This window comes from Enterobacter sp. NFIX58 (assembly GCF_900110475.1).
GTDB lineage: Bacteria > Pseudomonadota > Gammaproteobacteria > Enterobacterales > Enterobacteriaceae > Enterobacter > Enterobacter quasiroggenkampii.
On the sequence record NZ_FODW01000002.1, the window covers coordinates 612,055 to 625,038 of the forward strand.

Below are 12,984 nucleotides of genomic sequence, written 5' to 3' on the forward strand. Positions count from 1 at the left end.
ACCTTTATGCGTCAACGAAGCCGGTAATTTGGGAAACACGGGAGAGATCGATATTGCCGCCGGAAATAATGCAGACGGTTTTGCGGCCCTGAATATAGTGATCCAGTTTGCCGCTTAATAACGCCGCGCAGGCCAGTGCGCCAGCGCCTTCCGTCACCACTTTATTTCGCTGAATAAGGGCAATCATGCTGTTGCGAATATCGTCTTCGCTCACCAGCACAATGTCATCGACCAGTTCACGAACGATTTCGAAGGTTAATTTGCCCGGGCGAGAGACGTCGCAGCCGTCGGCTAACGTGCCGGTGACGCGATGGTTGGTTATTTCTCCTGCCTGCCAGGAGGCTGCCATTCCGTGCACGTTTTCAGACTGTACGCCGATAATATTAATGGTCGGGTTGATGGATTTAATCGCCGTTGCAATACCGGCAATTAAACCGCCGCCGCCGATAGGGACAATCACATTATCCACGTCATATAAATCTTCGAGAATTTCCAGGCCGATGGTGCCCTGACCGGCAATCACTTTGGCGTCATCGTAAGGCGGGATAAAAATGCGCCCTTCCATCTCGACGATTTCGCTGACTTTGGCGATGGTGTCGTTAAAGTTCTCACCGTGCAGCACCACTTCCGCCGAGTAGTCGCGCGTCGCGGCCACCTTGGATTTTGGTGCGCCCATTGGCATCACCACTTTGCCATCGATGCCGAGCATGGCGCAGGAAAGGGAAACCCCCTGCGCGTGGTTTCCCGCTGAGCAGGCGACCACGCCTTTGCGTTTTTCAGCATCGGTCAGCGAGCTTAATTTATTAAACGCGCCGCGAATTTTGAACGAGCCGGTACGCTGCATGTTCTCAAACTTCAGGAATATTTCACCCTTACAACGTTCGCTGAGATAATTCGAGCGTGGCATACCGGTTTTATATATCTTGCCTGCCAGGCGTTTTCTGGCATCCTGAATATCTTCAATGGTTACCGGGAGATCGTAAGTAATATGCATAATATCCTCGTTATAATAATTCATTCTTTTCAGGCAAAGTCAGGGTATCAGAGCGTTAATACGTTAAGCTCTGGGTATTTTTTAAATAGTAACTTATTATTTATCGTCGTCTTTCGACATTCATCGACGAATATTGTTTTGCAAGCTCAACTAATACGGACGCCGATTTTTTAATTCTGTAATTTTTAGACCACACGGCGGCATAACGCGCCACGGGTAATTCATCTTCCACAGGCAGCACAATAAATTGATCCGAACCGAATGGGGCGATCATGTCGCGGGGAATCACCGTCAGATAATCGGCGTTCAGGACAAGGTTATAAATGGTGACGACCGAATCGGTCTGGACGATGTTTTCGATGCTGATGTGGTTGTCTTGCAGGGTAGTCAGGAGTTCTTTGTAGTAGCCCATATCGGTTTGCGGCATCACCCACTGCTCGTGCGTGAGCGATGCCAGTGTCGTAGGGCCGGTGCACGTTCGCGTTTTGCTGGCGACCAGCACAAACTCGGACTCAAACAGCGGTTCGACGTGCAGATCCTGCAGCAGCATTTCGTCGCTCAGCGTACCGATGGCAAAATCCAGACGACCGTCGCGAATGGCCGGGAGGAAAGAGGAGAGCTGGGCTTCATACATTGAGACGCGCGCTTTCGGGAACACTTCCTTAAATTTTTTGATCATCCCGGACAGGAAGGTAAAGCCGATCAGTGACGGGTAGCCAAAGGAGACATCCATAACGGTGCTGAAGCTCAGGCTGTTGATTTCGCTCACCATGTTTTTCATTTCGCGGGTGATCGACTCTGAGTACGAGAGCAGAACCTGGCCCGCGGCGGTCAGTTTCACGCCAGTGTTTTTGCGCACCATCACTTCCACGCCGAAGTAGGACTCAATATCGCTGATAATTTTGCTGACGGCGGGTTGCGTCAGGCCCAGCTGTCTTGCTGCAGAACCTATGGAGCCACTTTTAATGACTTCCTGAAATACCACGAGGTGCTGTGTTTTCGGTAGAATAATAGTGTTCATAATATTCTGCGCTTATTTCCCTATGACGGGGTGAATTCTACTCAATAATGTTTAAAGGGGTATGTGCTGTTACTCACAATTTGCTTTTCAGCCCTTTTAACCCACCTCTCAAAAACCCATTAAAAACCTTATAAATCAACAAAATAGAAACATAAAAATACGCTACAACGCTGATATTGATCAACAAAAATAGCGGTAATAAATTTATTTTATGGCGATAACCCGGATAAATTTCACCGTTCTTAAAAAATCAATAAAGACGATATTTCAGGCAATTAAAGGCCAATAAATAACCGTTATTTGTTTGAAACATTCTTTCAATTTATCAATTTTTTACGGCGTGAATTTTCAGACTTCAGAAAAAGAGTGGAATACGTCACACATTCATGGGAGAAATGTATTTGATTTCAATATGTGCATATCAAACGAGAAAAGATTTGCGATCATTAAGATAACAATCATAACAAATTATCAATACTACAGATCGTCGGTTTTTTGGATTTAAATTTTGTGATGTCGATCGTATGCAGATACCGGGGTGGAATTGATAAGGGAAAAACAGTGAAATGTGCTTAATATCGCAAATATGAGAATTGATGTCGTTTGTGTGCTTGCCGGGTGGCGCTGTGCTTACCCGTTCGTCGAGGTTGTCTGCCGGGGTGATTCCCGGCGACTTACCCAGCCCCTCGTCGCTAAGATTTCCGTATCCATCTACTCATTCTGAACACCACCACGACTCTTGTCGTTTGTAGGCCTTAGAACTTTTTGTTCCGGAAGCGGGTATACATCATCAGATAGCGTTTCAGATTGCGTAGCGTCATCAATTTCATCAGGGTTTGCGGGCGCATTTTTTTGTTGCGAATGTAGTAAAGAGTGAAGAGCTGATATTTTTTACTCGGCACGTCTAATTTGGCTTTGTGTTTCCGGTAAAAACGTAGATAACCTGAAAATTTTCGCCCTGAGCAGGTGATGCGGACGTCGCCGTGATTGACATAAAGCACCTGGGTGATGTCATCCAGTTTGAAAGGTTCACCGAAGGTTTCTGCAAGCCGATAAAACGCATCATAATCCTGAGCCGCAGGCAAGGCGTCGTCGAACATGATCTGTTGCATTCTACTGGTTAAGGTCAGCATTTGGTTGCCTATAATATTCCTTTTATCAAACAGGCTTTTTTTATAAGCCGGTTTCGGATATACCTGCAACTCATCAGGGTGATGATATCCGGTACCGTCACAGAGATAATCATTTGCGTATAAAAAACTGTGCAACTGAAGTTGATGTTGACAGGTAAGAAAGGAGGACAGGCGTGTCGGCAGCCATTCATCATCATCGTCCAGACCCGTAATAAGATCGCCTCGGGCCATCCGTATAGCCTGATTTCGAACTGCACAAGCGCCAGAGTTAAATTCATTGCGAATATAGGTAATGCGCGGGTCATTCAGTTCAGTGATATACGTCAAGAGCTGGTCAAATGACGATGAGAAATCATCAATGATAATGAGTTCCCAGTGCACATAGTCTTGATTCAGCACCGATTGTATGGCTCTGATCGCCAATGTCTGGCGGTTCCAGGTTGGCATATAGATGGAGATGAGAGGTCGGGATAGTGGCATGTCACTTTCAATTTTCTCATGTTCCGTCAATGGCCCGGTGCGATCGTTGAAGCAGGCATTATGGATATCGCTTCCAGTAAAATCCACGCAAGTACAATCAGCATGACTAAAGATAGTACCTTCCGTTTTACAGTAGCTAAGATTAGCGCCTGCAAGATTAGCACAGGAGAAATCGGCTCCCCGAAGATCACAAAACGAAATATCGCATCCCGATAAATCAATATTGCGTAAATAGAGCCCCCTGAGATCCATAAACCGCAGGTCTGCACCTGCCAAATCAGGCTGGTATCGGTGATCTTTCAGTATATTTCTATGATATTTAATCAGTTTTTTTAGTTTGTTTTTTTTGTTCATGCTCAACTGAATACCGATGGGTAAATTAGGCGTTGAGTTAAGCGCTCTTATCATCCTGTAGCAATAGCCCCTCTTCATTTTCAGAAATTAATTAGGGGTAAACTGTATTTATTAACGATTCATTTATTTTTCTCATACATTTTAGTGAGCCAGGGTGGTCTGAAGATCAAATATTGACAGGGAATCAACATGAATCGCAATCCAGAGACATACGAAAAAACCACCTGAAGGTAGTCAGAAATGAAGGCTGTCGCGGTTGCCAAGTTTCAGGATAGTCGGGATGGAACAGCCGTTGGTGTGCCTCATTTGTATCACAGTCTGTGTCACAGTTTTGCCTTAGAAAGCCTGAGACAGAAAGCCTGAGACACACCAACGAATTGTTTTAGAAGAAGTTGAAGCTGACCGATAAGCCGGGTTCTGTCGTGGACAGTCATTCATCTAGGCCAGCAATCGCTCACTGGCTCAAGCAGCCTACCCGGGTTCAGTACGGGCCGTACCATGTGAACCCCTATTTGGCCTTGCTCCGGGTGGAGTTTACCGTGCCACGGACTGTTACCAGCCGCGCGGTGCGCTCTTACCGCACCCTTTCACCCTTACCTGATCCCGCTTGCGCGGGCCATCGGCGGTTTGCTCTCTGTTGCACTGGTCGTGGGTTTCCCCCCCAGGCGTTACCTGGCACCCTGCCCTATGGAGCCCGGACTTTCCTCCCCTCCGCCCGTCTCCCCCGAAAGGGACGACGACGAAGCGGCGACTGTCTGGTCAGCTTCGGCGCGCAGTATAGAGGGTTTGCGCGCCGCTGTCACCCTCAGGTATAGGTAAGGCGTGATTAACGCGCCACTTCCACCTTCGCCAGTTTTTCGTAGTAGCATGCAATTGCGCTGTGATCGGCCGTGCCCAGGCCATCGGCACGCAGCGCCTGCATCATCTCCATGACCGCTGCGGTCAGCGGCAGCTGTGCGCCCACGCCGTGGGAGGTATCCAGCGCGTTGGCCAGATCTTTGATATGCAGGTCGATGCGGAAACCAGGTTTGAAATTGCGATCCATGACCATGGGCGCTTTGGCATCCAGCACGGTACTGCCCGCCAGACCACCGCGAATGGCCTGATAGACCAGGTCCGGATTGACGCCCGCTTTGGTTGCCAGCGTCAGCGCTTCAGACATGGCGGCAATGTTGAGCGCCACAATCACCTGGTTTGCCAGCTTGGTCACGTTACCCGCCCCGATCTCTCCGGTGTGCACCACGGAGCCCGCCATGGCTTTCATCAGGTCGTAAAATTTATCGAAAATAGCTTTATCGCCGCCGACCATCACCGACAGCGTGCCATCGATCGCTTTCGGCTCACCGCCGCTGACCGGCGCATCCAGCATATCGACGCCCTTTGCTTTTAGCGCCTCGCTGATTTCACGGCTTGCAAGCGGTGCGATAGAGCTCATATCGATCAGCACCAGGCCTGGCTTCGCGCCGTCAATAATGCCGTTTTCACCCAGCGCAACCTCTTTAACATGCGGGGAGTTTGGCAGCATGGTGATGATGACATCGCACTGCTCGGCAATCGCTTTCGCGGTGGTGGCCGTTTCTGCTCCCGCCGCCATCACCTCAGCCACGGCCTGTGGATTATGATCGGATACCACCAGTGAGTAACCCGCTTTGATGAGGTTCTTACTCATTGGTTTACCCATGATCCCCAGGCCAATAAAGCCCACTTTCAGCGTCATAATCTGTTTCCTCAATGATGGTTATTTTTTAAAAGCGTCCGCTAATTTCTGCGTAGCCGAGCGGAAAACGCCGAGGTCGCTGCCGACGGCAACAAACGTGGCTCCCCACTCCAGATAGCGGCGTGCGTCAGCCTCAACCGGCGCCAGAATGCCGCACGGTTTACCGTGTACTTTGGCGCGGGCAAAGATGTGCTGGATCGCGCGCTGCACGTCAGGGTGGCTGGCGTTGCCCAGATGGCCAAAGGCAGCAGCCAGATCGCTTGGACCGACGAAGATACCGTCCACGCCGTTTGTGGCGGCAATCGCGTCGACGTTATCAACGCCCTGCTGGCTCTCGATCTGAACCAGAATGGTGATGTTGCTGTTGGACTGCGCGAAATAGTCCGGGACGGTGCCAAACATATTGGCGCGGTGTGAAACGGAGACGCCGCGGATCCCTTCCGGGGGGTAGCGCGTTGACGCAACGGCCAGCGCCGCTTGCTCTTCCGTCTCCACAAACGGGATCAGGAAGTTGTAGAAGCCGATATCCAGCAGACGCTTGATAATCACTGGTTCGTTGGTGGGGACACGCACCACCGGAGCGCTGTGGCTGCCTTTAAGCGCCATCAGCTGCGGAATAAAGGTGCTGATATCGTTCGGCGCATGCTCGCCGTCCAGCACCAGCCAGTCGAAACCGGCCAGGCCCAGCACTTCGGTGCTGATGGGATTTGCCAGCGCGGACCAGCAGCCAATCTGAATCTGGTGCGCCGCGAGAGCCGCTTTAAATTTATTCGGGAAGATCGCGTTATTCATCGTATTTACCTTTTTAATTCAGCAGCCTTTTTCAGCATCATTTTATTTATTCAGACACCGCGCCAGCATGATATTTATTATTCTGCCGTATTCTGGCGTGATAAAAACGTCATTCAGTATAAGACGCTATCCGCGACCGCACATTGTTTTAATGCTCAGGTATTACGGTATATTTTGATAAAAATTTTTGCATATGCACAAAGCACTGGGCGCTAATGCACAGAATCAAGGATTACGGGTTCTGAAGCGATCGGGATCACATTTTGCTATTCATTCTGCTGACATGCTTTATTTCTGAAAGCCGCGTATTTATTTCTACCATTAGAAAAATGGCTGAATTTATTATCAGAGTTTTTGCTGGAGAATACTGAACAATGGCCGACATTGAAATTCGACAGGCACCGCCGACAGCGTTTTATATAAAAGTGCACGACGCCGATAACGTGGCGATTATCGTCAACGACAATGGCTTAAAAGCGGGAACCCGCTTTCCGGACGGGCTGGAACTGATTGAGCATGTTCCGCAGGGACATAAAGTCGCCCTGGTGGATATCCCTGTTAACAGCGAAATCGTGCGTTACGGTGAAGTCATCGGCTATGCCGTTCGTTCGATACCGCAGGGAAGCTGGGTGGAGGAGTCGCTGGTGGCGCTGCCAGAAGCGCCGCCGCTGAATACGCTTCCGCTGGCAACCCGCGTGCCGGAACCGCTTCCCCCACTGAAAGGCTATACCTTTGAAGGCTATCGCAATGCGGACGGCAGCGTCGGCACCAAAAATCTGCTCGGCATTACCACCAGCGTGCACTGCGTGGCGGGCGTAGTGGATTACGTGGTGAAAATCATCGAACGCGATCTGCTGCCAAAATACCCGAACGTCGACGGCGTGGTAGGCCTGAACCACCTCTACGGCTGTGGCGTGGCGATTAACGCCCCTGCTGCCGTGGTGCCTATCCGGACCATCCACAATATCGCCCTGAACCCGAACTTTGGCGGCGAGGTAATGGTCATTGGCCTCGGCTGTGAAAAATTGCAGCCAGAACGTTTGCTGCAGGGGACCGAGGATGTCAAAGCCATCCCGGCAGACGAGGCCAGCATCGTGCGCCTGCAGGACGAACGCCACGTCGGTTTCCGCTCAATGGTCGACGATATTTTGCAGGTAGCAGAACGCCATCTGGACAAGCTCAACCGCCGCCAGCGCGAAACGTGCCCGGCCTCTGAGCTGGTTGTGGGCACCCAGTGCGGCGGCAGCGATGCCTTCTCCGGCGTAACGGCCAACCCGGCGGTGGGCTATGCGTCCGATCTGCTCATTCGCTGCGGCGCCACGGTGATGTTCTCCGAGGTGACCGAAGTGCGAGACGCCATCCATCTGCTGACGCCGCGTGCGGTTAATGAAGAGGTCGGTAAGCGCCTGCTTGAGGAGATGGCCTGGTACGATAACTATCTCGATATGGGCAAAACCGACCGCAGCGCCAATCCCTCCCCCGGGAATAAGAAAGGCGGCCTGGCAAACGTGGTGGAAAAAGCCCTCGGCTCTATTGCCAAATCCGGGCAGAGCGCCATTGCAGAGGTGCTCTCTCCGGGCCAGCGCCCGACGAAACGCGGACTGATCTACGCGGCAACGCCGGCCAGCGATTTTGTGTGCGGCACGCAGCAGGTGGCATCCGGCATTACGGTGCAGGTCTTTACCACCGGGCGCGGCACGCCGTACGGCCTGATGGCGGTGCCAGTGATTAAAATGGCGACCCGCACCGCGCTGGCGAACCGCTGGTATGACTTAATGGATATCAACGCGGGCACCATCGCCACCGGAGAAGAGAGTATTGAGGACGTGGGCTGGAAGCTGTTCCACTTCATTCTCGATGTCGCCAGCGGGCGGAAGAAAACCTTTTCGGATCAGTGGGGATTACACAACCAGCTGGCGGTGTTTAACCCGGCACCGGTGACGTGATTTCCCCTCACTCTACCCTCTCCCCCAGGGAGAGGGTAAAAAAATTTAAACCAACACCACCTCAATCCCGCTTTTCCGTAATCCTTCAAGACTTTCCGCCGGAATACCTTCATCGACAATAATCATATCAATCCGTTGCGTATCAATGATTTTATGCAGGCTTGAGCGATTAAATTTGCTGGAGTCAGTAACAACGATAATACGCTCCGCCACCTCGCACATTTTGCGATTCAGACGGGCTTCGTCTTCGTTATGCGTACTCACGCCCCGATCGAGATCGATGGCATCGACGCCCAGGAACAGCAGGTCAAAATGGTAATTCTGTAGCGACTGCTCGGCCTGGTCACCGTAGAAGGATTGCGACTGACGACGCAAATGTCCGCCGGTCATCAGCAACTCCACCCCATCAGCTTCCAGCAGCGCGTTCGCCACGTTCATGCCGTTAGTCATCGCAATCACATCCGTGTGCTGACGCAGCATGCGGGCGATTTCAAACGTCGTGGTACCCGAATCCAGAATGATGCGGTGCCCGGGTTTGACCAGCGCGGCAGCGGCCTGGGCGATGCTGCGCTTCACCGCCGTATTTAGCGAGCTTTTATCTTCCACGGAAGGCTCAGCGCCCGGCACATTACCTTCGCAAATCAGTGCCCCGCCGTAGGCGCGAACGGCAATGCCCTGTTTCTCAAGAAAGGCGAGGTCATTGCGGATCGTCACCGTCGAAACGCCGTACAGATGAGACAGATCGTTAACCTGCACGCTTCCCTGCGCCCGCAACCGCTGAATGATCTGCTCTCGCCTTTCACTGGTGCCGGTGATGCGCTTTTCTGCGGATGAATCGGTGCTGCTCATACGAGCTCCTTAATCAATATTCTTTCGTTTCATTTCGTTTTGCCTATTAAGGCCTTTCCTTTACGGGAATGCAAGCCCTGTATGGTGACGATACGCAAGCTGGCATCGCGCTGAAACCTTTCATTATGTTTCTTTTGTGAAACAGATCGGAAAACTATTATCTTTCGTTTTATTTTTATATCACCATGATGCAGGATTAAATGAAACAAAACGAAAGATAAATATCATTACCATCCGAAATGGAGAGGAAAGTGAAACATCTGACAGAAATGGTGGAACACCATAAACGGGGGAATTCAAACGGGATTTACGCCGTCTGCTCCGCGCATCCGCTGGTACTGGAAGCGGCCATTCGTTATGCGCATTCGCATCGATCCCCGTTGCTGATCGAGGCCACCTCCAACCAGGTGGATCAATTTGGCGGCTATACCGGCATGACGCCCGCTGATTTTCACGGGTTTGTCTGCAAGCTTGCCGAGTCGCTCGGTTTCCCGACGTCACAGCTGATCCTCGGCGGCGATCATTTAGGCCCCAACCGCTGGCAAAATCTCCCTGCGGAACAGGCGATGGCCAACGCAGACGATCTGATCAAAAGCTATGTTTCTGCCGGATTCAAAAAGATCCACCTCGACTGCAGCATGTCCTGTGAGGACGATCCGGTTCCCCTGACTGATGCGATCGTCGCCGGACGCGCCGCACGCCTGGCGAAGATTGCCGAAGCGACCTGTCGCGAGCAGTTTGGTGTAGCCGATCTGGTCTACGTTATCGGCACGGAAGTACCGGTTCCCGGTGGCGCGCACGAGACGCTCACCGAACTTGAAGTCACCACGCCGGACGCAGCCCGCGCCACGCTTGAAGCGCACCGTCATGCATTCGAAAAGGAAGGCTTAACCGACATCTGGCCGCGCATTATTGGTCTGGTCGTCCAGCCCGGCGTGGAGTTCGACCATGCGCACGTCTGCGACTATCAGCCGCAGAAAGCCGTCGCCCTGAGCAAAATGGTTGAAGCCTACGACACGCTGGTGTTTGAAGCGCACTCCACAGACTACCAGACGCCGCAGGCGCTGCGAAAGCTGGTCACCGATCACTTTGCGATTCTGAAAGTTGGCCCCGCCCTGACCTTCGCCCTGCGCGAAGCGCTCTTCGCGCTGGCCGCCATCGAAGAGGAACTGCTGCCAGCGAAAGCCGTTTCTGGCCTGCGTCACGTGCTGGAAAACGTCATGCTCGATCGCCCGGAATACTGGCAAAGCCATTACCACGGTGACGGCAACGCGCGTCGCCTGGCCCGCGGCTACAGCTACTCTGACCGCGTGCGCTATTACTGGCCGGACAGCCAGATTGACGACGCTTTTGAACGGCTGGTGCGCAACCTGGCAGACGAGCCCATTCCGCTGCCGCTGATCAGCCAGTACCTGCCGCTGCAGTACGGCAAAGTTCGCGAGGGCGCTCTCAAGTCAACGCCGCGGGAACTCATCATCGACCACATTCAGGACATACTCCAGCAGTACCACGCCGCCTGCGAAGGCGTAACAACGCAAAACGCATAATAAAAAGAGGAAAGCGCTATGCCAAACATTGTCTTATGCCGCATTGATGAACGCCTGATCCACGGTCAGGTAGGCGTGCAGTGGGTGGGGTTTGCGGGGGCAAACCTGGTACTCGTCGCCAACGATGAGGTGGCTGAAGATCCGGTTCAACAGAACCTGATGGAGATGGTGCTCGCGGAAGGGATCGCCGTGCGCTTCTGGTCACTGCAAAAAGTGATCGACAACATTCACCGCGCCGCTGACCGCCAGAAAATCCTGCTGGTCTGCAAATCACCCGCTGATTTTCTGAAGCTGGTTGAGGGCGGCGTGCCCATCACCCGTATCAACGTAGGAAACATGCACTACGCCAGTGGCAAACAACAAATTGCCAAAACGGTCTCTGTCGACGCGAACGATATCGCCGCGTTCAACGGCCTGAAAGTGGCCGGGGTGGAATGCTTCGTTCAGGGCGTTCCAACAGAAACTGCTTTGGATCTCTTTAAACTGCTCTGAGGGATTCACAATGGAAATCAGTCTGTTGCAGGCGCTGGGGTTGGGCATACTCGCCTTTATCGCCGGTCTGGATATGTTTAACGGGTTAACGCACATGCACCGCCCGGTGGTGCTCGGGCCGCTGGTCGGCCTGATTTTGGGCGACCTGCATACCGGTATTTTGACCGGCGGCACGTTAGAGCTGGTCTGGATGGGGCTGGCCCCGCTCGCCGGTGCCCAGCCGCCGAACGTCATTATCGGCACCATTGTGGGTACCGCATTTGCCATCAGCACCGGGGTGAAGCCAGAAGTTGCCGTGGGCGTCGCCGTGCCGTTTGCCGTCGCGGTACAGATGGGAATTACGTTCCTCTTCTCGGTGATGTCCGGCGTGATGTCACGCTGCGATCGCATGGCGGCCAATGCAGATACTCACGGTATTGAACGGGTGAACTATCTTGCGCTGCTGGCGCTCGGCATCTTCTATTTTCTGTGCGCCTTCCTGCCGATCTACTTCGGTGCGGAACATGCGAAAACCGCCATTGATGTTCTGCCGGCACGGTTGATTGACGGCCTCGGCGTCGCGGGCGGCATCATGCCTGCCATCGGCTTCGCCGTGCTGCTGAAGATCATGATGAAAAACGTCTACATCCCTTACTTCATTATCGGTTTTGTCGCCGCCGCCTGGCTCAAGCTTCCGGTGCTGGCGATTGCGGCCGCCGCGCTGGCCATGGCGCTGATCGACCTGATGCGTAAATCACCTGAACCGACGGCTCCAGCGGCCCAGAAAGAGGAATTCGAAGATGGCATCTAATCAAACAACGTTACCGGGCGTGTCTGAATCCGAAGAGACGCTGCTGACAGGCGTCAACGAAAACGTCTACGAAGACCAGAACATCGGTGCCGAACTGACGAAAAAAGATATTAACCGCGTGGCCTGGCGTTCAATGCTGCTGCAGGCCTCGTTTAACTATGAACGTATGCAGGCCTCCGGTTGGCTGTACGGGCTGCTGCCCGCGCTGAAAAAGATCCACACCAACAAGCGAGACCTGGCGCGGGCGATGAAAGGCCATATGGGCTTCTTTAACACCCACCCGTTCCTGGTGACCTTTGTTATCGGCATCATTCTGGCGATGGAGCGCTCCAAGCAGGATGTGAACAGCATCCAGAGCACCAAAATTGCCGTCGGCGCGCCGCTCGGCGGTATCGGCGACGCCATGTTCTGGCTAACCCTGCTGCCCATCTGCGGCGGTATCGGCGCCAGCCTGGCGCTGCAAGGGTCGATTCTGGGGGCCGTGGTCTTTATCGTGCTGTTTAACGTGGTGCACCTCGGCCTGCGTTTTGGTCTGGCGCACTACGCATACCGGATGGGCGTTGCGGCCATTCCGCTGATCAAAGCCAACACCAAAAAGGTCGGTCACGCGGCGTCTATCGTCGGGATGACGGTGATTGGCGCGCTGGTGGCAACCTATGTCCGACTCAATACGACGCTTGAAATCAAGGCGGGTGATGCCGTCGTCAAACTGCAGGCCGACGTTATCGACAAGCTGATGCCCGCGTTCCTGCCGCTGGTCTACACCCTGACCATGTTCTGGCTGGTGCGCCGCGGCTGGAGCCCGCTGCGGCTGATTGGTATCACCGTGCTGCTGGGCGTAGTCGGTAAGTTCTGTCACTTCCTGTAAA

Annotated in this window: 11 protein-coding genes, 1 other RNA gene and 1 pseudogene; 5 read left to right on the forward strand and 8 right to left on the reverse strand. The window is 53.1% G+C overall.

The features are described 5' to 3' along the window. Window positions 1-4: 4 nt before the first annotated feature. From tdcB to garL, 7 genes and pseudogenes are all read right to left on the reverse strand, one after another. The gene (gene tdcB, locus BMW97_RS12585) at window positions 5-994 is read right to left on the reverse strand and encodes a bifunctional threonine ammonia-lyase/L-serine ammonia-lyase TdcB (protein ID WP_023326154.1); all 990 of its coding nucleotides are present in this window, start codon (window positions 992-994) and stop codon (window positions 5-7) included. A 100-nt stretch (window positions 995-1,094) separates the two neighbouring features. Next, on the reverse strand, window positions 1,095-2,015 hold the full coding sequence (tdcA, locus tag BMW97_RS12590; protein ID WP_045910073.1) for a transcriptional regulator TdcA: 921 nt from the start codon (window positions 2,013-2,015) through the stop codon (window positions 1,095-1,097). Between the two features lie 755 nt (window positions 2,016-2,770). Further along, on the reverse strand, window positions 2,771-3,628 hold the full coding sequence (wcaA, locus tag BMW97_RS12595) for a colanic acid biosynthesis glycosyltransferase WcaA (RefSeq protein ID WP_045910169.1): 858 nt from the start codon (window positions 3,626-3,628) through the stop codon (window positions 2,771-2,773). Between the two features lie 54 nt (window positions 3,629-3,682). Then, a pseudogene (locus tag BMW97_RS24390) lies at window positions 3,683-4,060 on the reverse strand (pentapeptide repeat-containing protein); the annotation flags it as partial. A gap of 312 nt (window positions 4,061-4,372) precedes the next feature. Then, window positions 4,373-4,749: RNase P RNA component class A (gene rnpB / locus BMW97_RS12600), an RNA gene on the reverse strand. 59 nt (window positions 4,750-4,808) lie between these two features. After that, window positions 4,809-5,699: a 2-hydroxy-3-oxopropionate reductase gene (garR, locus tag BMW97_RS12605; protein ID WP_045910074.1), complete on the reverse strand. Its 891-nt coding sequence runs from the start codon at window positions 5,697-5,699 to the stop codon at window positions 4,809-4,811. Window positions 5,700-5,720: 21 nt separating this feature from the next. Then, window positions 5,721-6,491 carry a 2-dehydro-3-deoxyglucarate aldolase gene (garL, locus tag BMW97_RS12610; RefSeq protein WP_045910075.1) on the reverse strand — a complete coding sequence of 257 codons (771 nt, stop codon included), beginning with the start codon at window positions 6,489-6,491 and terminating at the stop codon, window positions 5,721-5,723. A gap of 374 nt (window positions 6,492-6,865) precedes the next feature. Here garL and garD point away from each other — a divergent pair, with 374 nt between their 5' ends. Continuing rightward, window positions 6,866-8,437 (forward strand): galactarate dehydratase, encoded by a 1,572-nt coding sequence (gene garD, locus BMW97_RS12615; RefSeq protein WP_045910076.1) that lies wholly within the window; start codon window positions 6,866-6,868, stop codon window positions 8,435-8,437. 45 nt (window positions 8,438-8,482) lie between these two features. Here the strand turns inward: garD and BMW97_RS12620 are convergent, their stop codons facing one another. Next, window positions 8,483-9,286 carry a DeoR family transcriptional regulator gene (locus BMW97_RS12620; RefSeq protein WP_045415290.1) on the reverse strand — a complete coding sequence of 268 codons (804 nt, stop codon included), beginning with the start codon at window positions 9,284-9,286 and terminating at the stop codon, window positions 8,483-8,485. A gap of 239 nt (window positions 9,287-9,525) precedes the next feature. Between BMW97_RS12620 and kbaZ the strand changes: the two genes are divergently transcribed. Genes kbaZ through agaE form a run of 4 tightly spaced genes read left to right on the forward strand, consistent with a single transcriptional unit; the run spans window position 9,526 to window position 12,983 of the window. Further along, entirely contained in the window at window positions 9,526-10,833 is a 1,308-nt protein-coding gene (kbaZ, locus tag BMW97_RS12630; RefSeq protein WP_045910077.1) for a tagatose-bisphosphate aldolase subunit KbaZ, read from the forward strand. A gap of 18 nt (window positions 10,834-10,851) precedes the next feature. After that, on the forward strand, window positions 10,852-11,325 hold the full coding sequence (gene agaV, locus BMW97_RS12635) for a PTS N-acetylgalactosamine transporter subunit IIB (RefSeq protein ID WP_045910078.1): 474 nt from the start codon (window positions 10,852-10,854) through the stop codon (window positions 11,323-11,325). Window positions 11,326-11,335: 10 nt separating this feature from the next. Beyond that, window positions 11,336-12,115 carry a PTS N-acetylgalactosamine transporter subunit IIC gene (agaW, locus tag BMW97_RS12640; protein ID WP_024906387.1) on the forward strand — a complete coding sequence of 260 codons (780 nt, stop codon included), beginning with the start codon at window positions 11,336-11,338 and terminating at the stop codon, window positions 12,113-12,115. Next, on the forward strand, window positions 12,105-12,983 hold the full coding sequence (gene agaE, locus BMW97_RS12645; RefSeq protein WP_029739649.1) for a PTS N-acetylgalactosamine transporter subunit IID: 879 nt from the start codon (window positions 12,105-12,107) through the stop codon (window positions 12,981-12,983). Before agaW ends, agaE begins: the two co-directional genes overlap by 11 nt. Window position 12,984 lies beyond the last annotated feature (1 nt).

Coding starts and splice junctions, on each gene's coding strand:
- tdcB (WP_023326154.1), bottom strand. CDS start 994: ATGCATATTACTTACGATCTCCCGGTAACCATTGAAGATATTCAGGAT.
- tdcA (WP_045910073.1), bottom strand. CDS start 2,015: ATGAACACTATTATTCTACCGAAAACACAGCACCTCGTGGTATTTCAG.
- wcaA (WP_045910169.1), bottom strand. CDS start 3,628: ATGCCACTATCCCGACCTCTCATCTCCATCTATATGCCAACCTGGAAC.
- garR (WP_045910074.1), bottom strand. CDS start 5,699: ATGACGCTGAAAGTGGGCTTTATTGGCCTGGGGATCATGGGTAAACCA.
- garL (WP_045910075.1), bottom strand. CDS start 6,491: ATGAATAACGCGATCTTCCCGAATAAATTTAAAGCGGCTCTCGCGGCG.
- garD (WP_045910076.1), top strand. CDS start 6,866: ATGGCCGACATTGAAATTCGACAGGCACCGCCGACAGCGTTTTATATA.
- BMW97_RS12620 (WP_045415290.1), bottom strand. CDS start 9,286: ATGAGCAGCACCGATTCATCCGCAGAAAAGCGCATCACCGGCACCAGT.
- kbaZ (WP_045910077.1), top strand. CDS start 9,526: ATGGAGAGGAAAGTGAAACATCTGACAGAAATGGTGGAACACCATAAA.
- agaV (WP_045910078.1), top strand. CDS start 10,852: ATGCCAAACATTGTCTTATGCCGCATTGATGAACGCCTGATCCACGGT.
- agaW (WP_024906387.1), top strand. CDS start 11,336: ATGGAAATCAGTCTGTTGCAGGCGCTGGGGTTGGGCATACTCGCCTTT.
- agaE (WP_029739649.1), top strand. CDS start 12,105: ATGGCATCTAATCAAACAACGTTACCGGGCGTGTCTGAATCCGAAGAG.